Source organism: Spongiactinospora sp. TRM90649 (assembly GCF_029382225.1).
Lineage (GTDB): Bacteria > Actinomycetota > Actinomycetes > Streptosporangiales > Streptosporangiaceae > Spongiactinospora.
The window spans coordinates 125,931-152,724 of sequence record NZ_JARLTC010000008.1; the positions used below are offsets into that span (position 1 = coordinate 125,931).

General features: G+C 72.8%; 26 protein-coding genes and 1 tRNA gene. 17 read left to right on the forward strand and 10 right to left on the reverse strand.

The genetic code is table 11. The features are described from left to right. Nucleotides 1–40 precede the first annotated feature (40 nt). From P3X83_RS11585 to P3X83_RS11595, 3 genes are all read right to left on the reverse strand, one after another. Nucleotides 41–313, reverse strand: coding sequence for a hypothetical protein (locus P3X83_RS11585; protein ID WP_277304969.1), 273 nt, complete (start codon nucleotides 311–313; stop codon nucleotides 41–43). Between the two features lie 57 nt (nucleotides 314–370). Next, the gene (locus tag P3X83_RS11590; RefSeq protein ID WP_277304971.1) at nucleotides 371–592 is read right to left on the reverse strand and encodes an EF-hand domain-containing protein; all 222 of its coding nucleotides are present in this window, start codon (nucleotides 590–592) and stop codon (nucleotides 371–373) included. An 81-nt stretch (nucleotides 593–673) separates the two neighbouring features. Further along, nucleotides 674–1,585, reverse strand: a complete 912-nt coding sequence (locus P3X83_RS11595; RefSeq protein WP_277304972.1) for an acyl-CoA desaturase — start codon at nucleotides 1,583–1,585, stop codon at nucleotides 674–676. A gap of 240 nt (nucleotides 1,586–1,825) precedes the next feature. Between P3X83_RS11595 and P3X83_RS11600 the strand changes: the two genes are divergently transcribed. From P3X83_RS11600 to P3X83_RS11615, 4 genes are read left to right on the forward strand one after another with little or no spacing between them, the layout of a single operon-like run. After that, a complete protein-coding gene (locus P3X83_RS11600) occupies nucleotides 1,826–3,124 on the forward strand; it encodes a cytochrome P450 (RefSeq protein WP_277304973.1) in 1,299 nt (432 codons plus the stop codon). Then, complete coding sequence (locus P3X83_RS11605; protein ID WP_277304974.1) at nucleotides 3,121–4,722, forward strand: peroxidase family protein; 1,602 nt, start codon at nucleotides 3,121–3,123, stop codon at nucleotides 4,720–4,722. Before P3X83_RS11600 ends, P3X83_RS11605 begins: the two co-directional genes overlap by 4 nt. Further along, the gene (locus tag P3X83_RS11610; protein ID WP_277304975.1) at nucleotides 4,719–7,046 is read left to right on the forward strand and encodes a hypothetical protein; all 2,328 of its coding nucleotides are present in this window, start codon (nucleotides 4,719–4,721) and stop codon (nucleotides 7,044–7,046) included. Before P3X83_RS11605 ends, P3X83_RS11610 begins: the two co-directional genes overlap by 4 nt. Further along, on the forward strand, nucleotides 6,944–7,183 hold the full coding sequence (locus P3X83_RS11615) for a hypothetical protein (RefSeq protein WP_277304976.1): 240 nt from the start codon (nucleotides 6,944–6,946) through the stop codon (nucleotides 7,181–7,183). The genes P3X83_RS11610 and P3X83_RS11615 overlap by 103 nt, the downstream gene beginning before the upstream one ends. A 7-nt stretch (nucleotides 7,184–7,190) precedes the next feature. Here the strand turns inward: P3X83_RS11615 and P3X83_RS11620 are convergent, their stop codons facing one another. Beyond that, nucleotides 7,191–8,150, reverse strand: coding sequence for a WYL domain-containing protein (locus tag P3X83_RS11620; RefSeq protein WP_277304978.1), 960 nt, complete (start codon nucleotides 8,148–8,150; stop codon nucleotides 7,191–7,193). Between the two features lie 63 nt (nucleotides 8,151–8,213). On the opposite strand from P3X83_RS11620, the gene P3X83_RS11625 reads away from it, so the two are divergent. Both P3X83_RS11625 and P3X83_RS11630 read left to right on the forward strand, forming a co-directional pair. Further along, complete coding sequence (locus P3X83_RS11625) at nucleotides 8,214–9,389, forward strand: epoxide hydrolase family protein (protein WP_277304979.1); 1,176 nt, start codon at nucleotides 8,214–8,216, stop codon at nucleotides 9,387–9,389. A 1-nt stretch (nucleotide 9,390) separates the two neighbouring features. Then, a complete protein-coding gene (locus P3X83_RS11630) occupies nucleotides 9,391–9,582 on the forward strand; it encodes a hypothetical protein (RefSeq protein ID WP_277304980.1) in 192 nt (63 codons plus the stop codon). An 85-nt stretch (nucleotides 9,583–9,667) separates the two neighbouring features. On the opposite strand, the gene P3X83_RS11635 is transcribed toward P3X83_RS11630, so the two are convergent. Further along, nucleotides 9,668–10,252 (reverse strand): CGNR zinc finger domain-containing protein, encoded by a 585-nt coding sequence (locus P3X83_RS11635; RefSeq protein ID WP_277304981.1) that lies wholly within the window; start codon nucleotides 10,250–10,252, stop codon nucleotides 9,668–9,670. Nucleotides 10,253–10,321: 69 nt separating this feature from the next. Here P3X83_RS11635 and P3X83_RS11640 point away from each other — a divergent pair, with 69 nt between their 5' ends. From P3X83_RS11640 to P3X83_RS11675, 8 genes are all read left to right on the forward strand, one after another. Next, nucleotides 10,322–11,320: a DMT family transporter gene (locus tag P3X83_RS11640; RefSeq protein WP_277304983.1), complete on the forward strand. Its 999-nt coding sequence runs from the start codon at nucleotides 10,322–10,324 to the stop codon at nucleotides 11,318–11,320. Between the two features lie 28 nt (nucleotides 11,321–11,348). Then, the gene (locus tag P3X83_RS11645) at nucleotides 11,349–14,480 is read left to right on the forward strand and encodes a BTAD domain-containing putative transcriptional regulator (protein ID WP_277304984.1); all 3,132 of its coding nucleotides are present in this window, start codon (nucleotides 11,349–11,351) and stop codon (nucleotides 14,478–14,480) included. 162 nt (nucleotides 14,481–14,642) lie between these two features. Further along, nucleotides 14,643–15,398, forward strand: a complete 756-nt coding sequence (locus P3X83_RS11650) for a hypothetical protein (RefSeq protein WP_277304985.1) — start codon at nucleotides 14,643–14,645, stop codon at nucleotides 15,396–15,398. Between the two features lie 113 nt (nucleotides 15,399–15,511). After that, the gene (locus P3X83_RS11655) at nucleotides 15,512–17,020 is read left to right on the forward strand and encodes a pyridoxal-dependent decarboxylase (RefSeq protein ID WP_277304986.1); all 1,509 of its coding nucleotides are present in this window, start codon (nucleotides 15,512–15,514) and stop codon (nucleotides 17,018–17,020) included. 13 nt (nucleotides 17,021–17,033) lie between these two features. After that, nucleotides 17,034–18,245: a fatty acid desaturase gene (locus P3X83_RS11660; protein WP_277304988.1), complete on the forward strand. Its 1,212-nt coding sequence runs from the start codon at nucleotides 17,034–17,036 to the stop codon at nucleotides 18,243–18,245. A gap of 28 nt (nucleotides 18,246–18,273) precedes the next feature. Next, the gene (locus P3X83_RS11665) at nucleotides 18,274–18,729 is read left to right on the forward strand and encodes a cobalamin-dependent protein (protein ID WP_277304989.1); all 456 of its coding nucleotides are present in this window, start codon (nucleotides 18,274–18,276) and stop codon (nucleotides 18,727–18,729) included. Next, nucleotides 18,713–20,068, forward strand: coding sequence for a methylaspartate mutase (locus P3X83_RS11670; protein WP_277304990.1), 1,356 nt, complete (start codon nucleotides 18,713–18,715; stop codon nucleotides 20,066–20,068). The genes P3X83_RS11665 and P3X83_RS11670 overlap by 17 nt, the downstream gene beginning before the upstream one ends. After that, nucleotides 20,065–21,423, forward strand: coding sequence for an aspartate aminotransferase family protein (locus P3X83_RS11675; RefSeq protein WP_277304992.1), 1,359 nt, complete (start codon nucleotides 20,065–20,067; stop codon nucleotides 21,421–21,423). The genes P3X83_RS11670 and P3X83_RS11675 overlap by 4 nt, the downstream gene beginning before the upstream one ends. A 110-nt stretch (nucleotides 21,424–21,533) precedes the next feature. Here P3X83_RS11675 and P3X83_RS11680 read toward each other — a convergent pair. Then, nucleotides 21,534–21,607: transfer RNA gene (locus P3X83_RS11680), tRNA-Lys, on the reverse strand. 162 nt (nucleotides 21,608–21,769) lie between these two features. On the opposite strand from P3X83_RS11680, the gene P3X83_RS11685 reads away from it, so the two are divergent. Further along, nucleotides 21,770–22,579, forward strand: a complete 810-nt coding sequence (locus P3X83_RS11685) for an SAM-dependent methyltransferase (protein WP_277304993.1) — start codon at nucleotides 21,770–21,772, stop codon at nucleotides 22,577–22,579. Nucleotides 22,580–22,814: 235 nt separating this feature from the next. Here the strand turns inward: P3X83_RS11685 and P3X83_RS11690 are convergent, their stop codons facing one another. The 3 genes from P3X83_RS11690 to P3X83_RS11700 are packed head-to-tail and all read right to left on the reverse strand — an operon-like array spanning nucleotide 22,815 to nucleotide 25,079. Beyond that, the gene (locus P3X83_RS11690) at nucleotides 22,815–23,480 is read right to left on the reverse strand and encodes a response regulator transcription factor (RefSeq protein ID WP_277304994.1); all 666 of its coding nucleotides are present in this window, start codon (nucleotides 23,478–23,480) and stop codon (nucleotides 22,815–22,817) included. After that, nucleotides 23,477–24,667 (reverse strand): histidine kinase, encoded by a 1,191-nt coding sequence (locus P3X83_RS11695; protein WP_277304995.1) that lies wholly within the window; start codon nucleotides 24,665–24,667, stop codon nucleotides 23,477–23,479. The genes P3X83_RS11690 and P3X83_RS11695 overlap by 4 nt, the downstream gene beginning before the upstream one ends. A 10-nt stretch (nucleotides 24,668–24,677) precedes the next feature. Continuing rightward, the gene (locus P3X83_RS11700; RefSeq protein WP_277304997.1) at nucleotides 24,678–25,079 is read right to left on the reverse strand and encodes an OsmC family protein; all 402 of its coding nucleotides are present in this window, start codon (nucleotides 25,077–25,079) and stop codon (nucleotides 24,678–24,680) included. 60 nt (nucleotides 25,080–25,139) lie between these two features. Here P3X83_RS11700 and P3X83_RS11705 point away from each other — a divergent pair, with 60 nt between their 5' ends. Beyond that, on the forward strand, nucleotides 25,140–25,880 hold the full coding sequence (locus P3X83_RS11705; protein WP_277304998.1) for an FAD:protein FMN transferase: 741 nt from the start codon (nucleotides 25,140–25,142) through the stop codon (nucleotides 25,878–25,880). A gap of 26 nt (nucleotides 25,881–25,906) precedes the next feature. On the opposite strand, the gene P3X83_RS11710 is transcribed toward P3X83_RS11705, so the two are convergent. Beyond that, nucleotides 25,907–26,182: a hypothetical protein gene (locus tag P3X83_RS11710; protein ID WP_277305000.1), complete on the reverse strand. Its 276-nt coding sequence runs from the start codon at nucleotides 26,180–26,182 to the stop codon at nucleotides 25,907–25,909. A gap of 221 nt (nucleotides 26,183–26,403) precedes the next feature. Between P3X83_RS11710 and P3X83_RS11715 the strand changes: the two genes are divergently transcribed. After that, nucleotides 26,404–26,772: a phage holin family protein gene (locus P3X83_RS11715; protein ID WP_277305001.1), complete on the forward strand. Its 369-nt coding sequence runs from the start codon at nucleotides 26,404–26,406 to the stop codon at nucleotides 26,770–26,772. The last annotated feature ends 22 nt before the right edge of the window (nucleotides 26,773–26,794 follow it).

Sequence of the window (26,794 nt, forward strand, 5' to 3'; positions counted from 1 at the left end):
TTGAGTCCTTTGAGGTGGCGTTAGACGCGTCTAGACAGAGTCAGCGGCGGCGCGGGCGCATGAGGTCGAAGGTGGCGACCGTGGCCAGCGCGTAGCCGAGGTACGGGACGGCGTCGCCGACCCACCCCGCCACGCCCCAGGTACGCGGATCGGTCAGGTCCGCGAGCACACCGGCCGCCTCTTCCGGCAGTGAGCCGGCCGAGCGCCCGCGCACCGCCATGTCGAGATGGCTCACAGTGTTGAGCGCGGTGGTGCCGGCCGCCCCGGCGGCGGCGCCCGCCACGAGATGGCGGGTCAGGCCGGCGTTTCCCATGCGGTATGCGTTACCAGGGCGGACGAGGCCAAACGTCGCCCGCCCCGGCCACCGGGGTCAGCTCACCCGGTGCGTGCTCAGAAAGACGGCGAACTCCTCAAGCGAGATCAGGCCGTCGCCGTCGGCGTCGGCGGCGCGCACGGCCTCCACCGCCCGCTCCTCGGTGATCGGCGAGCCCATGGTGCGCATCAGCGCGTGGAGCTCGGCCGCCGAGATCCGGCCGTCGCCGTCGGCGTCTACGAGTTTGAACGTGGCCGCGTATTCGTCGGTGTCCACCAAGGTCTGGCACCTTCCCGGTCGTGAAGTCGCTCGGAACAATACCGGCGCCCACTACCCATCTGCCGAGAAACTCTGCACAAATCACCGCAGGGAAGGGCTTTCCGGACCCGCGCGGAGGTCGGCGAGACGCGCCGGGTTCGGCCAGTGCACGTGGTGGGCCCACCCCAGCCGCTCGAACCAGCGGATCAGCCGGGCGCTCGGGTCGAGCTGCCCGCGCAGCACGCCGTGCCGGGCGCAGGTGGGATCGGCGTGGTGCCAGTTGTGCCAGCCCTCGCCCAGCGTGAGCAGCGCCACCCACCCGACGTTGGACGAGCGGTCGCGCGCCCGGAACGGACGGTCGCCGAAGGTGTGCGCGATCGAGTTGACCGACCAGGTGACGTGGTGCACCACCGCGTAGCGGACCAGGCCCGCCCAGAACAGCGCGGTCCACGCGCCCTGCCAGGACATCGACCACAGGCCGCCCGCCGCCGCGGGCAGCGCGAACGACAGCGCCATGACCGCCGGGTAGGCGGCGTCGAACCGCCGGACGTCGGGGTCGTCGAGCAGGTCGGGCACCCAGTGCCGGCGGTCGGAGCGGCGCCGCGCGGTGTAGAACCAGCCGACCTGCGCGTGCAGCAGGCCGCGCAGCAGGGCCAGGCCGGAGTCGCCGTAGCGCCACGGGGAATGCGGATCGCCCTCGCGGTCGGCGTACTTGTGGTGACGGCGGTGCTCGGCCGCCCAGAGGGACACCGGGCCCTCGACGGCCATGCCGCCCGCCAGCATGAGCGCGACGCGCAGCGGCCTGGCGCACCGGAAGGCCCGGTGGGTGAAGAGCCGGTGGTAGCCGATGGCGATGCCGAAGATGCTCACCAGGTACATCACCACGGCGAGCACCACGTCGCGCGGGCCGACGCCCCAGCCCCAGGCGGCGGGCACCGCCAGCAACAGCGCGACGACGGGCAGAACGACGAGGACGATCAGATACGCCGTGCGGCGGCCGGCGGTGAGCTGCACCGTCTCCGCCGGAGCCGGGCTCTGTCGCTGGGCTGGTCGTTGGGCGGGTGACGAGGGCACGCCCCTCATTGAACGGCCGTGACCACCGGTGACGACAGTGGCCGGAGAGTAATACGATGATTACTGAAAGGAGCCACAAGACTGCATTCGGTAGCCATGAGGCAAGGTCGTCCCGCGCCCCTAGATTGTGTCCGCACCCGGGCGGCCCCGTCCGGGCCGAGCGCGGGAAGTGAGGCGGCATTGAGCGCTGTCGAGCAGGTGGCGACCGGCGGCTACCTGGGCCGTTACGACCAGGCGTTCGCCCGCGACCCCTCGGCCGCGATCGGCCTGGTGCAGGGCTGGCTGCGCGGCGAGTGGCGCCCGCTGTTCGCCGAGCTGCGCGAGCGCCGGCCGGTGTTCGTCACGCCCGCCTTCACCGTCGTGACCCGCCACGCCGACGTCACCGAGGTGCTCTCCCGCGAAGAGGTCTTCACGGTCCGCGCCTTCGGGCCGCGACTGGAGGCGGCCCTCGGCGGCCCGTTCATGCTGAGCCGCGACGCCACCCCGATGAACTGGGCCGACAAGGCCCTGATGCGGGTCATGCTGCCGCCCGCCGACGCCGCGCGCGTGCGCGAGCTGGCTGGCCGGATCACCGACGAGGCGCTCGACGCCGCGCTGCCGCACGGCCGGGTCGAGCTGGTCCACGACGTGTTCAGGAAGGTCGCGCTCGGTGTGTGCGCCGACTACTTCGGCCTGCCCGGCCCCGCGCCGGGCGTGCTGTCCGGCTGGACCAGGGCGGTGATCGCCGACGGGTTCGCCAACTACCAGGGCGACCCGGCGGTCCAGGAGGCCGGGCACCGCGCGGGCGCGGAGCTGATGGCCTACCTGGGCGCCGCGCTCGCCTCCCGCAGGGCCGCCCGCGCGGCGGGCGAGACCGCGCCGGACGACGTCTTCGCCCGGCTCGTCGCCACCTCGCTGCCCGGCCCGCTCGCGCCCGCCGACGAGCGCATCCTGATCAACATGGCCGGGCTGCCGCTCGGGTTCGTGGAGAGCGGGCCAGGGGCGATGGTCGAGGCGCTGGAACAGCTCCTGGCCCGCCCGCAGGTCCTCGCGGAGGCGGTCGCGGCGACGGCGGAGCCCGATCCGGGCCGCTTCGACGCCCACGTCTGGGAGGCGCTGCGGTTCAGCCCGTTCTTCAAGCTGCTGCCGAGGGTCTGCGCGCGCGACCACGTCCTGGCGGCGGGCACGCCGCGCCGCACGCTGATCAGGGCGGGCACGTTCGTGCTGGCCGCGCCCGCCTCGGCCGTGTTCGACGCCGAGGTGGTCCCCGAGCCGGACGAGTTCCGCCTCGGGCGCCCCGGCCATCACCACCTGTTCTTCGGGCACGGTCACCACTCGTGCCTGGGCGTCCATCCGGCCAGGGTGATCATCTGTGAGCCGCTGCGGCGGTTGCTGCGCCGTCCCGGCGTGCGGCCCCTGCCGCCGCCCGAGGGCGAGATCGCCCGGTCCCACGGCGTCTTCCCCGACCGGTTCGTGATCGGCCTCGGGGAGGCCGGGTGAGCCGGGTGGGCCGGGTGGGCCGGGGAAGCACGGCCCGAAGCGCGATGACCGACGGCGCGGCCAACCGGCTGCGCTTCCTGGCCCTGACCGGCGGGCGGCCGTTCTGGGACCTGGTCCAGGCGGTGGGGCCGGTGCGCCGCCGTCTCAACGCGCTGCTCATCGACGCGGCGGTCCGCGAGATGCCGCCCAGGCCCGAACCGCTGAGCACGATGTCCGACTACACCTCGTGGGCCTCACTGACCGACCGCACCTACAGCGGCAGGCACGTTCCCCCGATGGCGGGCGACGACACCCGCAGGCCGTCGTCCGCGCACGCCGCCGACCTGTTCACCAGGGGCGACGCGATGATCCCCTGCCCGCGCTCGACCGTGCTGTTCGCCTATTTCGCCCAGTGGTTCACCGACGGGTTCCTGCGCGGCCAGTCCAGCCCGCCGCGCGATCCGCGCAAGAACACCTCCAACCACCAGATCGACCTCAACCAGCTCTACGGCCTCGACGCCACGGCCACGGCCGCGCTGCGCACGTTCGAGGGCGGGCGGCTGAAGAGCCGGTCCATCGGCGGCGGGGAATTCCCGCCTTTATTGTGCGAGAACGGGGAGATCAAGCCGGAGTTCGCGGCGCTGCGGATGATCCGCTTCGAGGAGATGCCGACCGCGCTGCGCGACACCCTGTTCGCCACCGGCAGCGACCGGGGCAACACCCAGATCGGCTTCACCATGCTGACCGTGCTGTTCCTGCGCGAGCACAACCGGGTGGCCGGGCTGCTGGCCGCGAACTACCCGAAGTGGGACGACGAGCGGCTGTTCCAGACGGCGCGCAACATCCTGATCGTGTTGCTGATCAAGCTGGTGATCGAGGAGTACGTCAACCACATCACCCCTTACCACTTCCGGTTCAGGCTCGACTCCGGGCTGTCGGCGCGGCTGGCCCACGCCCCCTGGTTCCGCGAGAACTGGGCGTCGGTGGAGTTCAACCTCGTCTACCGCTGGCATCAGCTCATCCCCTCCCGGTTGCGGGTCGGCGGCCGTGACCTGCCGATGGCCCAGACCCTGATGGGCAGCGCGCTGATCCCGGGGCCGGGGCTCGGCACGCTGTTCGAGGAGGCGTCCAGGCAGCGGGCGGGCCGGATCGGCCTGTTCAACACCGACCCGGTGCTGCGCGAGGTGGACATCGCCAGCGTCGAGGCGTCGCGGACGCTCGGCCTGGCCCCCTACAACAGCTACCGCGAGCACTGCCGGTTCCCCAGGATCCGCCGCTTCGAGCACGTGAACGCCGACCCCCGGGTCAGCGACGCGCTGCGCGAGCGGTACCGGGGCGTCGACGACATCGACCTCTATGTCGGCATGTTCGCCGAGGAGCCGGGGTCGCCCGAGGCGATCCTCCCGCCGCTGCTCACGAAGATCATCGCGGTCGACGCCTTCTCCCAGGCGCTGACCAACCCGCTGCTCGCGCCACGGGTGTTCAACGCGGCCACCTTCTCCCCGTGCGGCCTGCGCGTGATCGCCACCACCCGCTCGCTGTCCGACGTCCTGCACCGCAACGTCCCCGAGGATCCGCGTCCGCGCCTCGTCAGCATGTCGCGCGGGGGCACGTCGTGACCACACCGGCCGGGCCGTCGCACGAGGCGGTGACGTCGGCGCGGGCCGCCGCGCTGCGGGCCGCCGCCCGCGATCTCGTGGAGATCGCGGAGACCATCCAGGCCGCCGCCGTGCACGCCACCACCGCGCTCGGCGGCTCCGTCTCGCCCGCCGCGCTGCGCCGCGCCCCGGTGGCGGGCCTGCGCGCGCAGCGGGCCCTGGCCCACGCGGTGACCGACGCCCGGGGGCTCGGCTACTCCCCGGCGGGCGGCAGGCTGGCCACCCTCGCCGCCAGGCTCGGCTCCATGGCCGGGGCGGAGAGCCTGGCCGTGCGGGTGCTGGCCACGTCGCTGCGGCTGCGCATCGCCGCGGTGGCGCTCGACCACCCCGAGCTGACCGGCGACCCGATGCTGACCAGGCTCATCGAGGCGGCCGCCGCCGACCGCGACCTCGAAGCCGTGCGCGCGCTGCGGGCGCTGCTCAGGGACCGCGGCTCGGTGCGCGCGCTGAGCGCGCTGGCCCCGGTCTTCGGCGAGGTGCTCGCGCTGCGCGCGCTGCTCGACGAGAACCCGCTGAACGACGCCACCGCGTGGCTGATCGCCACCGGGAAGGGCTACGCCACCGCCGACCCGCTGACCGGCGTGAGCAACCGCCTGGTCGCCGCGCTCGACCGGGGCGAGGGGGCCGCGCGGCGGGTCGAGCCGTCCCCCGGCGAGGCGGCGCGGCTGAGCGCGCAGGGGTCGCTGCTCGGATTCCTGGGCAACATCGCGGTGCTGGGCAACACGGGCCGGGTGCTGATCCAGAGCGTCCAGGGGGCCGACGGCGTGGTCCGTTTCGTCGTGCAGGCCCCGGGCATCCGGGCGAGCCGGGTGGACGACGACTCGCCGCAGGACATCCTGGGCGCGTTCAGCACCTCCGTGCTGGCGAGCAGCCCCTACAGCCGGGCGCTGGCCATGGCGATCGACGACTACCGGCTGCCGCCCGGGGCGGAGGTCGCGCTCGTCGGGCACAGCGCGGGCGGCGCCGCCGTGCTCAACCTGGCTCAGGACCGCGAGTTCTGCGCCCGGCACACGGTCACGCACGCGGTGGCGGTCGGCTCGCCGATCGACTTCAAGACCCCGGCCGACCCGCGCACGTGGGTGGCGAGCGTCACCAACCAGCACGACATCATCCCGACCCTGGACGGGCAGGGCCCGGGCGTGTGCGCCGATCTACACCCCGAGTGGTACGTCGTGGACTACGACGACCCCACCCACATGTTCCCGCTGTGCCACAGCGTCGAGCGCTACATCGCCAACCTCTCCGCCGACCTGCCCGAGCAGCGGGCGCACATCGACCGGCGGCTCGCGGCGTACGCGGGGCGCGTCGTGCGCACCCAGGTCTACCTGCTGTTCGACGAGAACGAGACGCCGGGCGACTTCCCCTTCCTCACCGTGCCCACCTACCCGCTCGGCCCGGAGACGGGCGCGCCGGAGGTGCCCGTCCGGTGTCACGAGGGCGGCGCGCTGACGGCCTGCTTCGCCGCCGACCCCGCCGCGGCGGGCCGCCTCCTCGGCGGGGCGGGTCTCGGGCCCGCCGTCCGCGTCGGCCGGCACGCGCTGGTGGTGATCCACGCGGCCTGGAACCGCCGCACCTCGCTGGGCGGCCACCGGGAGCTTCAGGTCGGCGTCGTGGTGCCCGGGCCGTTCTCGCCCGCCGGGGTCGACGGCATGCGGGGGTGGCTCGACCTCACCCGGCGAGCCGATCGGCGGCGGTCGGGCGACTACCTCGTGGGGTGCGTGGTGGACGCCGACTCCGGGCCCGACGGCGACGACGTGCGCCGTGCCGTGGAACGCGGGCTGTGGGGGGCCGAGCCGTACCCGCTGGCGGTCGGGTTCCGGCTCAGTGGCGGTGCGACGCTGATCACCGTGGGCGAGCCGGGCGATCGGGTGCTGACGCTGCGCGGGCTGCTCGGCCCCGGCGTGCCCGTCCCGGCGCGAGACCAGGTCGCCTACACCCGTACGGCGGGCCGCACGCTGCGCTCCAGCGTGCGCGCCCGTGGCCGGGCGCGGGCCCACCCCGCCCCGTGGGCGCGCCTGACGGTCGGCGATTCCTCCCACCCCCTGGCCCGCCTGCTGCGCGACCTCGGCCTCGACGGCGCGCGCCCGCTGTGGTGCGTGTCGTCCCCCCGCCGCCGCTCGCTCCGCGACCCCGGCGTCTCCCTGCCCGGCGGCAGACCCGCCCCGACCGAACGAGAGGTTCCATGCCCCCCAGCGAGATCGCCGTCCACGCCGCGACCCTGCGCGACGACGCCCGCGCCCTCGACGACTGCGCCGAGCGCCTGCGCGCGGTCGAGACCGAGCTGACGGCCGGTGGCGCGGCGCCCGCCTGGCTCCGCGAGTCGGTGGCCGCCCACCTGGCGGCCTGCGCGACGGCCGCCGCCGACCTCGGCACGGCCGCCGACCGCCTGCGCGACTACGCCGGCCGCTCCACCCGGGGCTGACCCCCGCTCACTCGCCGCCGACCGCGTCCAGGCAGCGGGCCGCCTGGGCGCGGAGGGCGTCGGCGAGTTCCGGCTGCCCCTCGGGGAGGGTGAACGCGACGTCCACCGTGATGATCATCCACACCAGCGCGGCCGCGTCGTCCGCGCCGACGTGCAGCAGGCAGCTCCGCTCGTCCACCGCCTCGACCACGCCCATGCCCGGCCAGATCCGGGCGGCGACGCTCTCGGCGGGCTCGTGCAGGATCACCGTGGCCTGGCAGGGCCACGCCCGCGTGGACAGCCGGTCGGCGAGATAGGCCGCGGCGTCTCCGCCGGGCGGGGTCCGGGGAGAGAAGCGCGCCCCGGCGGGAGAGCGCAGCGCCATCCGGTCCACCCGGAAGGCCCGCCAGTCGACGCGGCCCGTGTCCCAGGCGACGAGATACCAGTGCCGCCCGAAGCTGACCAAACCGTGCGGCTCGACGGACCTGACCGTGTCCCCGCCGTGCGGGCTGGTGTAGTCGAAGCGCAGCCCCACCCGCCGCCGGCAGGCGTCGGCGATCGCCATCAGGGTGTCGGGGCTCACCTTGGGCCCGGCCGCGGCGACGCGCACGGTCGCGGCGTGCAGCGTGCTGACCCGGTGCCGCAGCCGCGCGGGCAGCACCTGTTCGAGCTTGGTGAGCGCCCGCACCGAGGTCTCCTCGATGCCGGCCACCGAGCCGCCCGCCGCCGTGCGCAGCCCGACGGCCACGGCCACCGCCTCGTCGTCGTCGAGCAGCAGCGGTGGCAGCGCGGCTCCGGCCCCGAGCTGGTACCCGGCGGTGCCCTGGGTGGCCAGCACCGGATAACCCAGTTCGCGCAGCCGTTCCACGTCTCTGCGGACGGTCCGGGTGGTGACGCCGAGGCGGTGCGCGAGTTCCGTTCCTGACCAGTCGCGGTGGGTCTGCAGCAGTGACAGCAGTTTGAGCAGCCGCGCGGAGGTCTCCAGCATGCCCACGAGAATGCCACACGCTTAGGACCGATCCTTTCCTAAGGGCCTCCTACCGTCGTGGACATGACGAACCCGCACGAGAGTGTTCACCCTTTCCGCATCGACGTCCCGCAGGATCAGATCGACGACCTGCGCGTCCGGCTGGCCGCCACCCGCTGGCCCGACGAGCTGCCCGGGGTCGGCTGGGCGCGCGGCGTGCCGGTGGACTACCTGAAGGGGCTCGCCGAGCACTGGCGCACCGGCTACGACTGGCGGGTACACGAGGCGGAGCTTAACGAGCACCCGCAGTTCCGCACCGAGGTGGACGGTCAGAACATCCACTTCCTGCATGTCCGCTCGCCCGAGCCGGACGCCGTGCCGCTGCTGCTCCTGCACGGATGGCCCGGCGGAGTCGTGGACTTCCTCGACGTCATCGGCCCCCTGTCCAACCCCCGGGCGCACGGCGGCGACCCGTCGTCGGCGTTCCATCTGGTGATCCCGTCACTGCCGGGCTTCGGGTTCTCCACCCCGCTGGACGGACCCGGCATGAACGCGCCGCGGGTGGCCGACACGCTGGCGGTGGTGATGTCCCGGCTCGGTTACGCTCGCTACGGCGTGCACGGCTACGACATGGGCGCCTGGGTCGGCCGCCAGGTCGGGCTGCGCCACCCTCGGAACGTGCTCGGCATGCACTTCAACGCGCTGGTCACGGTCCCGATGGGGGTGGAGGGCGAGATGGACGGCCTCAGCGAAGTCGAGCAGGAACGCTGGGAGCGCATGGAGAACTTCAACGACGGCTATCTCCAGTGCAACTCCAAACGCCCCCAGACCGTGACATACGGCCTGCATGACTCCCCCGTCGGCCAGCTCGCCTGGATCGTGGAGAAGTTCAAGGAGCTGACCATGCCCGAGGACTGCCTGCCCGAGGAGGCGATCGACCGTGACCGCATCCTGACCGACGTCTCGGTGTACTGGTTCACCGGCACGGCCGGGTCGGCGGCGCAGCTCTACTACGAGGAGATCAGCGCCTCCGGCTGGTCGGCGGACGGCGAGCAGCAGGAGTGGGCGGCTCCGGCGCGCGGCACCGTGCCGACGGCGGTACTGGTCTCCGCCCACGACGTCGCCGTCCGCCGCTGGGCCGAGCGCGACGACAACGTGGTGCGCTGGACCGAGCTCGGCAAGGGCGGCCACTTCCTGTCCTTGGAGGAGCCGGAGGCGCTGGTCGCCGACATCCGCGAGTTCTTCGAGAAGACCGGCTGAGTTGACGGCGCTCGGCCCGGCCGACCGGGAGCACCTGCTGGCCGCGATCCGCCTGGCGGCCCTGGCCCGCGAGCACGGCAACCATCCGTTCGGCGCGCTGCTGATGCTCTCCGGCAGGGTCGTCGCTGAGGCCGAGAACACCGTGGTCACCGGCCGCGACATCACCGGCCACCGAGACCAACGCCGTCGATGACCCACTCCGCCGACGGCACGCCACCCGTCGGCGGAGTGGTCCGGTTTCAGCCGGGGTACCTGCCCGGCCTGACGCACTTCTGGGGTTACTCGGGGGTCAGGCGGTGGCGGTCGCGGTAGGTGCGGGCCTTGGCCCGGTTGCCGCATTCGGCCATTTGGCACCAGGTGCCGGAGCGGTTGCGGGAGTGGTCGTAGAAGCACCAGAGGCAGTCTTCCGCCGGGCAGACCTTGAGGCGGAGCCAGGTGCCCGCGAGGGCGGCGGTTCCCGCGATGGCGAGGATGTGGCCGAGGGCTCGGCGGGGGCCGCCGCCGGAGGCGGGTTCCAGGAGCATGGTGCCGTCCTGGCGGTATCTGAGCCGGACGTCGGCGTCGCCTGATAGGCGGTTGAGCACCACGGGGGCGCCCGGGTCGACGGGGCGGCCGGTGTTGCCGAGGGCCAGGGCGCGGAGTGCTTCGCGGGCCTCGATCGCCTGCCGCCACTCGGCCTCCGTCACGGGCGGGGCGCCGATGCCGATCAGGTCTCGCTCTCGCAGCCACTCGTGCATGCCGGCCGGGTCGGAGAGCGCGTCTACCTGGTGTTCCAGGTCGCGGGTGTTCACGAAATCACGCACCAGTTCCAGTGCACCGGGTGCTTCTTGCCGCTTGCGCGGAGCCGCGCTGTGCATAACCATCTAATTAGTTTAGCGGTTATCACCCAGGGCAGTGGAGAGCTGAATCCCAGCCGGCTGAGAGGTGCGGAGATGATCGAAAAGCTCGTACGGGGGCCCCTTGCTCGGCATGGGGGGCTGTTCGCCGTCGTGGTCGCGGCGGGGCTGTGGGGACTCGGGGGAACCGTGGCGGGTGCCCTCTTCGACGCGGGCGCCGACCCGCTGGAGGTCGTCGCCGTCCGCACCTGGACCTCGCTCGCCGGGCTCGCCCTGCTGCTCGCCTGGCGGCGGCGCGCCGCGCGCCCGGCCCCGCCCCCGGCGCGCGGGGCGTGGGTGGCGATCGTCGGCTTCGGCCTGTCGGTGGCCGTGGCCAACGCGGGACTCTTCCTGGCGATCAGTCGTTTACCGGTCGCCGTCGCGCTCGTGCTGCAGAACCTCGCCCCGGCGTTCGTCATCGCCTGGAGCGTGCTCGCCACGCGCCGCCCGCCCGCCGTCCGCGTCGTGGCGGGGCTCGTCGTCGCGCTGGTCTGCGTGGCCTTCGTGGTCGAGCTGCCGACCGCGCCGCTGCACCTCATCGACCTGCCGGGGGTCGCCTTCGGGCTGATCACCGCCGCCGCCGTGGCCGCGTTCTCCGCGTTCGGCGGCAAGGCCGCCGCCGCGTGCGGAGCGCTGACCGCCAACACCTGGGCGTTCGCGATCTCCGGGCTGCTGTGGGCGGGCTACCAGGTCACGCAGGGCGTGCCCGCGCTGTCGAACAGCCCGGGGCTGCTGCTCGCCGCCGTCGGCGTGGGCGTGCTGGGCACGCTCGTGCCGTTCCTGCTGTTCTCCTGGGGGACGGCCCGCGTCGGCGTCACCGTGGCCGCCGTGAACATCTCGCTGGAGCCGCTCTTCGGCGCCGTCCTGGCCTGGTCCTGGCTCGGCCAGCGGCTCACCTTCGCCCAGATCGCCGCCGGGGTGATCTTGCTCGTCGCGCTCATCGACCTGCAGCGCACACGCACCGACGTCACCACGAGCGAGGCCCCCGTCCCCCCACGGCGTCGCGCCCGATCAGCGAAACGGGACCTGGTCTCGCGAGAGGCCGTCGAGGGCTGAGGCGGCGGCAGCGGTGGCGATGAGACTCGTGAAGAGCACTGCAATGCCCGGCGTGCCGGAACCGGTCGCGCGGGAGATCGGGCGCGAGATGGAGCGGGAGATCGAGCTGCGCGTGCTCGGCCCGGTGGAGGTCGGGGCCCGTGGAAGGACCATCCGGATCAGAAGCCGCCGATCCAGGATCATGCTCGCGATGCTCGGCGTGGAGGCCGGTCGCCCGGTCGCCGTCGATCGCATCACCGAGGCGATCTGGGACGACGATCCGCCCAGCACGGCACGCGGCCAGATCCAGATCTGCGTCTCCGAGCTGCGCCGGATGTTCGAGGGCATCGGGTACCGCCATGTCCTGGTCACCCGTCCGCCCGGATACGCGCTCGAAGTCCCGGTGGGCGCGATCGACCTGCAGCGCTTCGAGGACCTGGCCGGACGCGCGTGGAGCCTGTCCGAGCAGGGCGACCTGGTCAGCGCGGCGCACTGCCTGGACGAGGCGTCGGCGCTCTGGCGGGGCGACGCGCTGGCCGGTCTCGACGGCCGCCTGGTCAGTGCGGTCCGGACCCGGCTGGACGAGAAGCGCCTGGCCGCGATCGAGGACCGCATCCGGCTGAACATGGTGCTGGGCCGCCACGAGTCGCTGGTCCGCGAGCTGACCGACCTCGTGGCCCGCTACCCGCTGCGCGAACGGCTGCAGGCCCATCTGATGCTCGCGCTCTACCGGTCGGGCCGGCAGGCCGAGGCCCTGGAGCGCTACCAGCGCGCCCGGCAGGTCTTCATCGACGAACTGGGCATCGAGCCGGGCGAGGAACTGCGCGGGCTCCAGCACGCGATCCTCGTCCAGGACACCTCGCTCTGCGAGCCGCGCGGCGTGCCGGGGTGGACGCCCCGGCCGTCCGCTCCGGCGCGGGCCGTCCCCCGGCTGCTGCTGCCCGACGTCGCCGACTTCACCGGACGGCACGCGCTGCTCGACGACATGCGCGCCCGCCTGCGGAACGCGGCCTCCACGCCCGGCGCCCCGCCGGTGCTGGTGGTCTCCGGCCCCGGCGGCGTCGGCAAGACCACGACGGCCATGCGGCTCGCGCACGACCTGGCCCCCGACTACCCGGACGGGCAGCTCTACGTGAATCTCCAGGGCTGCTCCGCCGACCCGGAGTGCCCGACGCACGTGCTCAGCAGGTTCCTGGGCGCGCTCGGAGCCCGGGAACGGTCGCTGTCCACGGGGGTCGAACGCGCCGAGGCGTACCGGAGCCGGCTGGCCGACCGCCGGATGCTGATCGTCCTGGACGACGCCGCGGACGAGGAGCAGATCGCCCCGCTCATCCCGGTCGGCGCGGGGAACGCCGTCATCGTGACCAGCCGCGCCCGGCTCGGCGGGCTGCCGGGCGCCGAGCACGTGGACGTGCCCACCCTCGACACGGACACCGCCATCCAGATGCTGGGGCGGGTGATCGGCCCTGAGCGGGTGTCGGCCGAGCCGGAGAGCGCCGCCGCGCTGGCCCGCCTGTGCGGGCACCTGCCGCTGGCGCTGCGGATCGCCGCCGCCCGGCTGGCCTCCCGTCCGCACTGGCGGCTGCTCGACCTGGTCGGACGGCTGCGCAGCGAGACCCGCATCCTGGACGAGCTGGTGTACGGCGAGCTGCGGGTCCGCAGCAGCATCGAGGCGAGCTGCGCCAGCCTGGACCTTCCGGCGCGGCGGCTGCTGCGCAGGCTCAGCGTGCTCCCCGCCCCCGACATCGGATCCTGGGTCGCCGCGCCGCTGCTGGACGCCGCCCCGGACGACGCCGCCGAGGTGCTGAACCAGCTCGTCGACGTCCATCTGGTGGAGGCGACGACCACCGCGGGGGACGGCATCCGCTACCGCCTCCATGACCTGGTCCGCGTCTACGCGAGAGAGCGGTTCCTGGCCGAGGAGGCCCCGGGGTGCCGCGACACCGTGATGCGGCGTCTGCTGGGCGCGTGGCTGGAGCTGGTGGGCGAGGCCCACCGCAGGGAGTACGGCGGGGACCACGGCGTCCTGCACGGGGCGGCGGTCCGCTGGGCGCTGCCCGCCCAGCACACCGATCTGCTGCTGGCGGACCCCACGGCCTGGTGGACGGCCGAGCGCTCGGCCATGGTGGCGGTGATCCGCCTGGCCGCGTCGGCGGGCTTCCACGAGGTGTGCTGGGACCTCGCCCTGACCTCGGCGACGTTCTTCGAGCGCCACACCCGTTTCGACGACTGGTGGGAGACCGGCACCCTGGCCCTGCAGGCGGCCCGGGCGGCCGGGGACCGGCGGGGCGAGGCGGCGATGCTGTACTCGCTGGGCACCCTCGACCTGACCTTGTACTCGCTCGCGGGCGCGCGGGCCCAGTTGGACAGCGCGCTGGAGCTGTTCCGGGCGGAGGGCGACCAGCGCGGGCAGGCTCTGGCGCTGCGCAACCTGGCGGTGCTGCACCGGCTCAACGGGGAGTCCGGCGAGGCGGCGGCGGCCTACGAGCGCACGCTCACGCTGTTCCGCACGGTCGGCGACGACGTGGCGTGCGCGGACGTGCTGAGCGGGATGGCGCAGCTCAAACTGGACGCCTCCGACACCCAGGCGGCCGGGATGCTGCTGGCCGAGGCCAAGGAGACCAGCGACGCGCTGGGCTGCCGCCACGTGCAGGCCAGGGTGCTGCGCCGGCTCGGCGACTACTACCTGCGCACCGACAAGGCCGAGCAGGCGGAGGACGTGTTCTACCAGGTGCTGCGGATCACCCGGGAGATCGCCGACCACACCGGCGAGGCCAACGCGCTGCTCGGGCTCGGCGACGCGCGGCTGCGCCAGGGACGGCTGGCCGGCACCGAGAAGGCCCTGGCCCAGGCCCGGCAGATCTCCCAGCACATCGGCGAGCGGATCGTGGAGGGCCGGGCCGCGCTCACCCTGGCGGAGTTGGAGCACGTACGGGGCAAGGTGCCGCAGGCGATCCCGCTGGTGGAGTCGGCAGAGGAGATCTTCGCCCGGATGGGCGTGCGCCTGTGGCAGAGCAGGGCGACCCTGGCCCTCGGCCGGTTACGTGGCCAGCGCCCCCGGCAGACCGACCCGCCGCCGGACCGCGTGCTCGACCGCCTCCCGGTGGAAGATCCGGCCATCCGGACACACCCCCACCACGACGAGTCCGGCCTCCGCCTCGTCATGCGCCCAAGCGCCTGACGACCCCGATGACCTGGTAGGGCGGATATCGGGCGGGCGGGGGCCGGGAATCGTGTGGGTCCTATTGCGCGGCCATCCCATTCCGCATCCACAAATTTATGCCTTGCATTTCGATATCGGCACAAAAGTGCGCTGATATCGGTTCGTCCAATGCTTGTCCACGTGCCCACCGACTATCTCGAACTCGACGATCATGAGCTCTGGGCCGTCGTGCAGGACTGCGACCCCATAGAGATGGCGCATCGGGCGCTCGCCCGCCGGTATTCCGGCCGGGCGGGTCCCGCTCCGGCGCGGGCCGCGCCGGGGCCGGGCGGGGTCGCGCTGGCGCTGACCGGGGGCGGCGTGCGGATCACGCCGCCGGAACGGCTGGCCACGCTGTGGGGGGCGACCGTCGCCGCCGCCACGGCGCATCATCTGATCCCGCCCGGGGTGGTCGTCGCGGGCCTGGTCGTCGAGGGCGGCGGCGTGGACTACCTGGCCATGCTCTGCCGGGCACTGCCCGACCTGTCCCACGTGGTGCTGCACGGCGAGCGCCCGCCCGATCCCCTGCTGACGGACCTGCTGGACGCCCACGGCGTCCGCGCCGGGTACGCGCCGAGCCCGGAGGCGGCCTTCCACGGCTCCGACATCGTGATCAGCCACGGCCGCGTGCAGCGTCCGCTCTCCCCTCGCCACGTGCTGATCGAGGCCGGGGAACCACGGGAGGGGCCCGCCGGGACGGCCCGCGTGTTCGCCGATCGGCCGCTGCCCGGCGAGCGGGACCTCGGCGACCTGCTGACGTGGCCGCCGTCGGCCGTCCGGGCCGCAGGGCCGGTCGTGGTCCGGGTCCGGGAACCCGCCTACGGCGCGCCGGTGCTCCCGGCCCGGCTCTTTCAGGCAGCGCTGTCACGCGACCTGGGCACCCGCCCAGATCAGTGACTGAAGCCGTGACCAGGGGCGGGATATGACCCGATAGCGGGTGAAAAGACCGACCATAGTCGCCGCCCGTTCGCTCAGAACGTCAGCCGATTCGCCGACCGAGGAGCGAACCCATGGTCAACATCCCACCCCCCGCCGGCAGCATCGAGGGCCTGGCCGACCTGCGCGTCCTGACGAACGCCGCGATCGACGTCCTCACCGAGGTGGCCGCCGCCCGCACGGGACCCGTGGCCCCCGGCGGCCCCGAGGCGGCGCGCGAGTTCGCACGGGAGGTCCTGACCTCCCCCCTGCCCGGACGGCCCGCCGCCGACCCGGTCGCCGTCTTCACCGACCTCGTCCGCGCCTACGCCGAATGGTCGGTGGACATCGCCCACCCGGCGGCGGTCGCGCGGATGCAGTGCCCGCCCGCCTCGGTGGCCGCCGCCGCCGAGCTGGTGACGGCGACGCTCAACCAGTCGCTGCACGCCTGGGAGAGCGGGCCGTTCGCGCTTGAGCTGGAGCGCCACGTGGTGGCCGAGCTGGCCGCGCTGGTCGGCTACGGGCCGCAGGCCGGAGGCACCCTGACGGCGGGCGGCAGCATCTCCAACCTGATGGCCGTGCTCACCGCCCGCGACAACGTGGCACACCGGCGGGTCGGCCGGGTGCCGTTCTCCACGGGGCTCGCCGGGCTGGGCGTGCGGCCGGTGGTCCTGTGCACGGACGCGACCCACTTCTCCCTCGGACGGGCGGTGGGCATCGTCGGGCTCGGCGAGGACGCCATCGTGCGCGTGCCGTCCGACGCGCTGGGGCGGCTGTACCCCGACGCGCTGGAGCACACGATCGCGGGCCTGCCCGAGGACGTGATCCCGGCGGCGGTCATCGCCTGCGCGGGCGCGACCGACCAGGGCTGGGTGGACGACCTCCCGGCCATCGCGGAGGTCGCCCGCCGGCACGGGATCTGGTCGCACGCCGACGCGGCCTACGGCGGCGGCGTCCTGTTCTCCGACCGGATGCGCCCCATGCTCGCCGGGATCGAGGAGTACGACTCGGTGACCATGGACCTGCACAAGTTCGGCTGGACGCCCGCCTCCACCGGCGTCTTCCTGGTCCGCGAGAGCGCCTCGCTGCGGCACCTGTCGGCGGCGGCCACCACCCTCAACAACACCGACGACGTGGACGCGGGCTTCGTGGGCCTGTACGGCGACTCCATCCAGGCCACCCGGCGGGTGGACGCGCTGAAGGTGCGGGCCACGATGGCCGTCCTCGGCCGTGAGGGGCTGGGCCGGATGGTCGAGCGCTGCCACGAGCTGGCGCTGCACGCCGCCCGCCGGGTCGAGGCCGAGCCCCGCCTGGAGCTGGCCGCCACGCCCGCCGTCTCCACCGTGTTGTTCCGGTACATTCCGAGGGACGCCGCGGGCGACGGCGAGGTGGACGCCTTCACCGGCACGCTGCGCAGGCAGCTCATGCTCGACGGCCGCGCGCTGCTGGCGCGCAGCAGGGTCCGCAGGGACGACGGCACCGCGCCCGTCTACCTCAAGCTCATGCTGCTCAACCCGGCCACCGAGCCCGGAGAGCTGGACCAGGTCCTGGACGACGTCCTGGCGACGGCCGACAAGGTCGAGTCCGCCGCCTTGCCCGCCTGAAGGAATGATCAAGGTGACCACGGAAACGACCATGGCGCGAGGGACCGGCGCGCCTCCGACCCCGGCGGCGTACTCCCGCGACGACGAGATCCGGGCCGCGATGCCGCGGTTCCGCCCGCTCACCCTGCTCATCGGCAAGCCGTATCCCGGTGAGCGGCCGATGCCGTTCACCCCGACCACGCACCTGGTGACGTCGTCGGCCTCGCTCGTGCTGGGCACGGCGCTGTCGGCCGGGGCGGTGCTGGCGGCGGGGTGGTGGCTGGTCCTGCTCGTGCCGGGCTGGGCCGTCACCCTGCACGGCGCGCGCAACCTGCGAATGATGATCTACCACCAGTGCGCCCACCGGAACATGTGGCGGCGGGCCCGCGCCGACGCCGTGCTCGGCAGGCTGATCGCCGGGCTGCTGCTGGTGCAGAGCTTCGAGCGGTACAAGACCGAGCACGTCGCCGAGCACCACGCGCGCCACCACATGACCCTGCGCGACCCCACGGTGCAGGCGTTCCTCATCGGGCTCGGGCTCGATCCGGGGATGACCCGCCGCCGGATGTGGCGGACGGTGATCGCCAAGCTGGTCTCTCCCCGGTATCACGCCAGGTTCTTCTGGGCGCGGCTGCGCTCGTACTGGCAGCAGGCGAGCCGCCGGGAGCGCGTGGCGACGGTGGCAGGGCACGCCGTGCCGTTCGCGCTCGCGGCCTGGCTGAACGCCTGGCCGGTGCTGCTGCTCGCCTGGCTCCTGCCGCTGACCGTGTTCTTCCAGGTGAGCAACACGTTACGGCTGTGCGTGAAGCACACCTTCCCGCCCCGTGGGGAGCAGGAGCAGCGCAGCAAGGAGCATTTCGCCGGGCTGACCAACTCGATCTTCTTCGGCGACGTACCGCCGCGCCCGGGGCCGGGGAGCCGACGCGCCTGGGCCCGATGGTGGCTGCGGCTGGTCACGGTGCACTTCCCCTGCCGCTACCTGGTGCTCACCGGCGACACCATCTGCCACGACTACCACCACCGGCGCCCGATGGACCCCGGCTGGGCCCGGTACATCCACGCCCGCCAGGCCGACATCGACGCCGGGCACGCCGGGTGGCCGCCGTACAAGTCGGTGTGGGGCGGGCTGGTGCCCGCGATCAACACCGTGTTCGACTCGCTGGCCGCCGCCGATCCCGGCTACTACGACCCCGCCCGCCTCGCCCAGGTGAACCAGCGGGAGCTGTTCACCGCCTTCGACGACTGAACCGCTTTCGACCACTGAGGAGCCGGCCATGCCGAACCCCAACGAACGAACCGTCATCCTCGGGGTGGCGGAGAGCGACGCCCACGCGGTCGCCAACCATCTGATCGCCATGCAGCTTCGCGAACACGGGTTCACGGTGGTGAACCTGGGCGTGTGCACCCCGCTCGCCGACTTCGCCGACGCGTGCGACGCCCATCCCGAGGCCGAGGCGGTGATCGTCGGCAGCCTGAACGGGCACGCCCGCACCGATCTGGCCGCGTTGCCCGAGCTGCGGGCGGCGGGACGCCTGCGGCTGCCGGTCGTGCTGGGCGGCAACCTGTCGGTCGGCAGCCACAAGAGCGCGGACGACCACGCGCGGCTGCGCGCGCTCGGCGTCGACCACCTGGTGGAGGATCCGGGCGAGCTGCCGCTGTTGCTCGACCTGCTGCTCGCGGCGCGCACCGGAATTCCCCTGAAGGCGCGGGCCGATGAACCAGTGGGGTGAGATGGAGGTGGCGCCGGCCACGGCCGGCGCCGTCCCCGCATGGCCCGACGTCGTCGACGGGCTGCGCCGGGTCCGCCACCGGGCGGACGAGACGCTGCGCGCGGCCGACGCCGCCGGACGTCCGTTCGTGCAGCCGCGCTGCGGCGTCGGCGGCCACGGGCCGATGAGGGCGCTGCTCACCGGGCTCGCCGAGGCGGGCCCGGGGATGCTGTCGATCACCATCGACTCCCACACCCGCCTGCGGCAGTTCGACACCGCCGCCCGCGTGCTGGCGGAGGACCCGGCGCGGCTCAACGGCTACCCGCTGGTCGCGCACGGCTGGCGGCGCGGCAGGGAGCTGACCCGGACCGTGGACGTGCCCCTGGAGGTACGGCACGGCTCCCCCGACGCCAGGGACCTGTTCGCCGTCGCGCTCGCCTCGGGCATCACCTCGTTCGAGGGCGGCGGCATCGGCTACAACCTGCCCTATTCCAAGGACGTGCCGCTGCGGGTCTCGCTGGAGTCCTGGCGGCAGCTCGACGACACCTGCGGACGGCTGGCCGCCGAGGGCGTCGTGATCGACCGTGAGCTGTTCGGCACGCTGACCGCCGTCCTGGTCCCACCGTCGATCAGTCTGGCGGTGACCATGCTGGAGGCGGTCGCCGCCGCCCGGTCCGGCGTCCGGTGCCTGTCCATCGCCTACCCCCAGGGCGGTGAGGTGCACCAGGACGTGGCCGCGCTCCGGTCCATCCGCACGCTCGCCCGCCGTTACCTGCCGGACGGCGTGGCCGTCCACCCGGTGCTGCACGAATTCATGGGCGTGTTCCCCGCGCGGCGCGCCGACGCCGAGGCCCTCGTCCTGTACGGCGGGATCACCGCCCGGCTCGGCGGCGCGACCAAGGTCATCAGCAAGACCCGTCAGGAGGCGCTCGGGATCCCCGACACGGCGGCCAACGCCGAGGGCATCCGGGTGGCGGCGATGGGATCCCACGAACTGCTGGACTTCGTCCGGCTCGACCAGGCACGCGTCGAGGAGGAGGCCGACTGGATCCAGCGGGAGGTCGCCGAGCTGGTCGAACCGGTGCTGGCGGCCTCCGACCTGGCCGACGGCATCGTCCGCGCCTTCGCCTCGGGCCGCCTGGACATCCCGTTCAGCGCCAGCGTACACGCCCGCTCCGAGGTGATCCCGGCCCGCGACGACAGCGGCGCGATCCGCCTCTACCGGACCGGGAACCTGCCGCTGTCCGACCGCAGCCGGCGCCGCAACGCCGCGCTGGCCGAGCGCGCCGCCCGGGGCCGCCCCATCGACGCCATCACCGCCGACATCAACTACTTCGCGCGCGAGGGAGATCCACGATGACCAGCACGCAACAGCCGAGCACGGCCCGGTCCGTACGCGACGACGACCGCGACCACGTCTTCCACTCGTGGTCGGCCCAGCGCCACATCGACCCGCTGCCGGTGGCCGGCGGCGAGGGCCGCTGGTTCTGGGACTACGACGGCAACCGGTACCTGGACTTCTCCTCCCAGTTCGTCAACCTGAACATCGGGCACCGCCACCCGAAGGTGGTGGCCGCGATCGCCGAGCAGGCCGCCGAGCTGTGCACGGTCGCGCCCGCCTTCGCCAACGACAAGCGCGGCCGGGCCGCACGCCTCGTCGCCGGGCGCGCGCCCGGCGACCTGAACCGGGTGTTCTTCACCAACGGCGGCGCGGAGTCCAACGAGCACGCGGTGCGGATGGCCCGGGTGGTCACGGGGCGGCCGAAGGTGCTGGCCGCCTACCGGTCCTACCACGGGGCCACGCACACCACCATGCACCTGACCGGCGACCCGCGCCGCTGGGCCACGGACACCGGCGCGGCCGGGGTCGTGCGCTTCTTCGGCCCTTACCTCTACCGCTCGCCGTTCCACGCCACCACGGAAGAGGAGGAGTCCGCTCGCGCGCTGGAGCACCTGGAGCAGGTGATCGCCCTGGAGGGGCCGTCCACCATCGCGGCGGTGCTGGTGGAGCCCATCCCCGGCACGCCCGGCATCCTGGTGCCCCCGGACGGCTACCTGGCGGGGGTCCGGCGGCTGTGCGACGAGCACGGCATCATCATGATCGTCGATGAGGTGATGACCGGCTTCGGCAGGACCGGCGCGTGGTTCGCCGTCGATCACTGGTCGGTGACGCCCGACCTGATCACCTTCGCCAAGGGGGTGAACTCCGGGTACGTCCCACTGGGCGGTGTGCTCATCGGCGACCGGGTGGCGTCCGCCTTCCAGGACGTCCCCTATCCGGGCGGCCTCACCTACTCCGGCCACCCGCTGGCCTGCGCCGCCGCCGTGGCGACCATCACCGCCATGGAAGAGGAGAACATGGTGGGCCACGCCGCCCGTCTCGGCGAGCGCGTCCTCGGCCCCGGCCTGCGACGGCTGGCCGAGAAGCACCCGTCCGTCGGGGAGGTCCGCGGCCTGGGCGTGTTCTGGGCCCTGGAACTGGTCAGAAACCGCGACACCCGGGAGATGCTGGTGCCGTACGCGGCCACCGGCGCCCAGAACGCCCCGATGAACGACGTGGTCGCGGTCTGTAAGAAGCGCGGCCTGTGGCCCTTCGCCAACTTCAACCGCCTGCACGTCGTGCCCCCGTGCAACACCACCGAGGCCGAGGCCGAACTCGGCCTGGACATCCTCGACGAGGCCCTCACCGCCGCCGACCGCCACGTCGAGCCCTGACCCGCCGGCGCGACGTCAGGTCGCGACGTCGCTGCCGCCGCGAGTGCCACGAGGCACCCGCGAGAAAGGAAAAACCCCAGACCGCGATCGGTCTGGGGTTTTTGTCGGGGTGCGCCGCCAGGGACTCGAACCCCGGACCCGCTGATTAAGAGTCAGCTGCTCTAACCAACTGAGCTAGCGGCGCTTGCGACGGGTGTAACTGTAGCAGCACGGGCATGGCGGTCGCACATCGTCGGCGGTGGGACCCGTGTTCCAACCGAGATGTGCGTTATATCGGTGGTTATGGCGACGCAAGGGCCTGGAGTTCTACGATCTCCACAGAACGTGCTATTCAGCAAGGAGTGTAGTGGAGGAGATCGAGGTACCTCCGGGAGTCGACCCCTCGGTTCCCAGTGTGGCCCGGATGTACGACTACTACCTCGGGGGTAAGGACAACTTCGCCTCCGACCGCGACGCCGCAGCGAAGATCGTCGAGATGATGCCCAACGTCCGGGACGTGGCCCGGGAGAACCGGGCGTTCCTCGACCGGGCGGTCACGCTGCTGGCCCAGGAGGGGATCGACCAGTTCCTCGACATCGGCGCCGGTCTGCCCACGCAGCGCAATGTGCACCAGGTGGCCCAGGATGTGATCCCCGGGGCGCGGGTCGTCTATGTGGACAACGATCCGATCGTGCTGGCGCACGCGCGGGCGCTGCTCGTGGAGAACGAGGGCGTGGTCGCGGTCGCGGCCGACATGCGGTCCCCGTGGGCGCTGCTCGATCATCCTGACGTCCGCCGTCATCTCGACCTCTCCCGGCCCGTCGGGCTGCTGATGCTCGGGGTGCTGCACTTCGTCATCGACGACGAGATGGCGACCGGCATCGTCCGGACGCTGCGGGACGCGCTCGTGCCCGGCAGTTACCTGGCGGTCTCCCACGCCTATCTGCCCGAGCTGACCGAGGAGCAGGAACGCCGGCGGGCGAAGATCTACAGCCGGACCAACTCGTCCGCCACGTCGCGGTCGGCCGAGCAGATCGGCGTGTTCTTCGAGGGGTTCGACCTGCTGGAGCCCGGCATCGTGGCGCTCCAGGACTGGCGCTCCGACGGGCATGTCACGATGGTCGCCCCCGGCGGGGCCGGGGCGCTCGGCGGCGTCGGACGGCTGAGCGAGCGCTAGCCGAGGTCCGGACATGATGCGGGGCCGGGCGGTTTCCCCCAAAACCACCCGACCCCGATCTACTGCGATCTGCCGGTTCCTCCCCCCGGAAACCGGCAGGTCGCCGGTGGATGCGTTCCCCCATCGCATCCACTCTGGAGAAAAGTCCATGTCTTGGGCCTTTGGCCCGTTGACCTGTCTTCAACAGTACAGACGCAGGGGCAATGAGCTCGTCATCCAGGGGTTGATTTTCGGGCTACACCCAGGGTTGACCAGGTATGACCAAGCCACTCTCATAGGCCACCACGACGGCCTGCGCACGCGAGGTCAGGCCCAGCTTGCCCATGACCCGGTTGAGATGGGTCTTGACCGTACCATCCGAGACGTGCAGCCGAGCGGAGATATCCCGGTTCGACAGGCCCTGGGCGACCAGCCTGAGCACCTCGGTCTCACGCTCGGTCAGGTCGTCCAGGCGCTCGCACGATGGGGCGGAGGGCGTGGCCGGCCGGCTCACGTAGGCGTCGATGAGCCGCTGGGTGACCGTGGGATCGAGGAGGGCCTCCCCCGCCGCCACCGTGCGGATCGCGTCGATCAGCTCGGCCGGCGGCGTGTCCTTGAGCAGGAACCCGGCCGCTCCGGCACGCAAAGCCTCGAACACGTGTTCGTCTATGTCGAAGGTGGTCAGGACGAGCACCCGCACCCCTGACGGCATGCGCCGGGTGGCCTCGATGCCGTCCATCACCGGCATCCGGATGTCCATCAGTACCACGTCGGGCCCGGCCCGCTCGGTCTCGGCCAGCGCCCGCTCGCCGTCCGCGGCCTCGCCGACGACCTCCATGTCGTCCTGCGCGCGGATCAGCGCGACCAGGCCGCCCCTGATCAGCTCCTGGTCGTCCGCGACCAGGACGCGGATCCCGCTCACCCGCCGGCCTTCCCGTACGGCAGGACCGCCCGCACCTCGAAGCCGCCCTCCGCGCGCTCCCCCGCCGTGAGCGTCCCCCCGACGAACGCCGCGCGCTCCCCAAGGAACCGCAGCCCCCGCCCGCCCCGCAACCGCCGGTCGGGACGCCCGTGACCGGCGGGACCGGCGTCGGTGACGCGCACGCGCACCATGTCGGGCCCGGCGTCCACGCGGACCCAGGCTCGGGTGCGCCCGGCGTGCTTGAGCACGTTGACCAGGGCCTCCTCGCAGATCCGGAAGGCCGACAGCTCCACCGTGCGGTCCTCGTAGGGCGGCGTGCCGGTCATCCGCAGCTCGGCGTCGACTCCGGCGGCGCGCATCCGCTCGATGAGCCCGGGGATGTCGGCGAGTCCGGGCTGCGGGCCGTACTCCTCGCGCTCCTCGGGACGGCTGAGCACGTCGAGCAGCCTGCGCAGGTCGGTCATCGCGGTCCGGGCGGCCTCCTCGATCGCGCCGAGCGCCCGCCGCGCCTCGTCGGGGTCGCGGTCGAAGACCTCACGGGCCACTCCCGCCCGCAGCACCACAATGCTCATCGCGTGCCCCACCACGTCGTGTATCTCACTGGCCAGCCGGGCCCGCTCGCGCAGCACCGCCATCGAGGCGCGTTGCTCCGCCGCCTCCCTGACCAGCCACTCGTGCTCGATCAGCTCCCGGTTGAGCCGCCGCTGCCCGGGGATGACCCAGCCGAGCCCCCACGCGCTGAACGTCGCGAGCACGACCGCGAGCATCCACTCGCGCGGGCCGTAGCGGATCAGCGCGGCGGCGGGCACGGCCAGGGCGAGCACCCCGGCGACGATCCCCTGCACCGTGGATACCCGGCTGACCACGGTGTATACCGCGAGCAGGCAGGCCAGGAACACGGCGGGCGGCATCGGGTGCAGCAGTTCGACGCCGACGCTCGCGGCGATCACGACCGCGAACACCGGCCACGGACGGCGGCGGCGCACGGCGAGCGGGAGCGTTGCGAGCGCGGTCAGGACCGCGTGGGACGCGAAGTCGGCGGCACCGCGGGGCAGCGCCTCCTCGCCCGGCATCCCGGGCAGGCCGTGCCAGCCGCCGATCGGGTGGGTGAGCACGGCCAGCGCGAACAGGCAGCACGCCACCCCCACGTCGATCGCCCTGCCGTGCCGTTCCCCCCAGTCGAGCACGCCAGGGGATCTACCCCGGGAGCACGAGGCGTACCTCGGTGCCCTCCCTCAGTGAGCGGCTCACCGTGCAGTGGCGGTCTTCGACCCGCTGGGCGACGGCGCGGAAGACCTCGTCCGCCTTGGGGTCGCCTTCGGGGAGTTCGACGTCGTAGGTGATGGTCACCGGGCCGAGCAGGTTGGCCTCGGCCTTCTCCCCCTGGACGGTCATCGCCAGGCGGACCAGCCGGTGGCCGCGCTGCGCGGTGAGCGGCTCGACGGTGACGATGTTGCAGCCGCCGACGGCGGCCAGCAGCAGTTCCACGGGAGTGAACGCGCCCGGTTCGTCAGGGCCGCCGACCTTGATCTCGGCCCCACGGTCGTTGCGGGCCACGAACCCGTCGTCGCCGGTTCGTTCCACGTTGACGATCGCCATTGTTCAACAGTACTCAAAACGCTTAGCACGGCATTACGCCCCACCTGCCATGCTGACCCCATGACCGCTAGGGGAGGAGTGGACACGATGGCGTTTCCCGGTACGGCCCGCGTCGAGCAGGTGATGGGACTTCCGGTCAGCGTGGACGTCCGCACGGCACTGCCGGCCCGAGAGCTGTCCCCGGTGCTCGACGACGCCTTCGCCTGGCTGCGCTGGGTGGACCGCACGTTCGACGTGGCCGACGGCGGTGCGGCCGACCTGACGGAGCGCGCGTCCGGCGACCACACGTCCGAGCTCACCGAGGTCCTGGAACGCTGTGCCGAGATGCGCGACGCCACGGGGGGATACTTCGACGACCCGGCGGTGTACGTGCGGGGCTGGGCGGTGGAGCGGATCTCGCGGGCGCTCAGCGTGGCGGGCGCGGTCGACCACTGCGTCAACGTGGGCACCGCCGTGCGGGTGCGCGGCTCGGCCAGGCCGGGGGCGCACTGGCGGATCGGGATCCGCGACCCGAGAGACGAGCAGGTGTGCAAGGTCCTCTTCGCGCACGACCTGGCTGTGGCGACGGCCCATGAGGGCGCCCGCAGGTCGGTCACGGTGGTGGGCCCCGACCTGGGGGCGGCGTGCGGCTACGCCGCCGCGCTGCGCGCGATGCCGCCCATGCCGGCCAGGCGGTTCGCCGAGCGGCTCGGCGCGGCCGGGCCGTACGACGTCCTGCTCGTCGAGCGGGACGGCCGTACGACGGGCACTCCCGGCCTCATGGAGTACGGCGCCGCCGCCGGTACCGCGATGGCGGGCTGACGCACGGCCTCGAGTCGCGGGCGCTGTCAAGCATCAGGATGTTTTCCCAGGTAGTCGATGTAAATCGGGCGTAGGGCCTCGCCCAGGCGCCCCTCGCCCGAGACCATCGCGTCGCTCAGCAACGCGGAGATCTTGCTCAGGTCGTTGGCCGTCTCATCACCGTGACCGGTAGCCGCCTCGGCGGCCGGTATCGCCTTCAACAGGTCCCACAGGAAGCCGAGGTCACCGTGCCGCACGGCATAGTGCACCGCGCGATCGTGCAGCTCCCTGGCCGAGAGCGACTCCAGACTGTCCGCTTCCATCTCATGCCCACCCCCTCTCCGTGCCTTCCCTGACGTCGTGGTGATCACGCAGCATTACCCGTGATGTCCCCCTGTTAACCCCTGCGACCGGCCCGACCGGCGGGGCCCGACCACATAGGGTCGGAGGCGGGGAAAGCCTTTACTAGGTCATGAACCGGGCCGGGTATCGCTTTCCCTCGGCTATACCCCTTCGCCGATCGCACGTGGGAGGATGCCTCAGCGTGAAAATAATCCTCAAAATCATCGTGGTGGCCGCCGCCCTCTGGGTGGCCACCCAACTGGTGAGCGGGATCACCGTCTCCGGTGACACCAACACCACGATGGTGCTCACCCTGCTGGGCGTGGCACTGATCTTCGGCCTGGTCAACGCGGTTCTCAAGCCGATCATTCACACTCTGGGCTGCGCGTTCTACATCCTCACGCTGGGGTTGTTCGCCCTCGTGGTGAACGCCGGGCTGATGCTGCTGACGAGCTGGATCGCCCAGCAGCTCGGGCTGGCGTTCCATGTCGAGGGATTCGTCAGCGCGCTGTGGGGCGCGCTGATCGTCGGCGTGGTGAGCTGGCTGCTCGACCTGATCCTCCCCGACTGACCCATACCCCACGGGCCGCCGC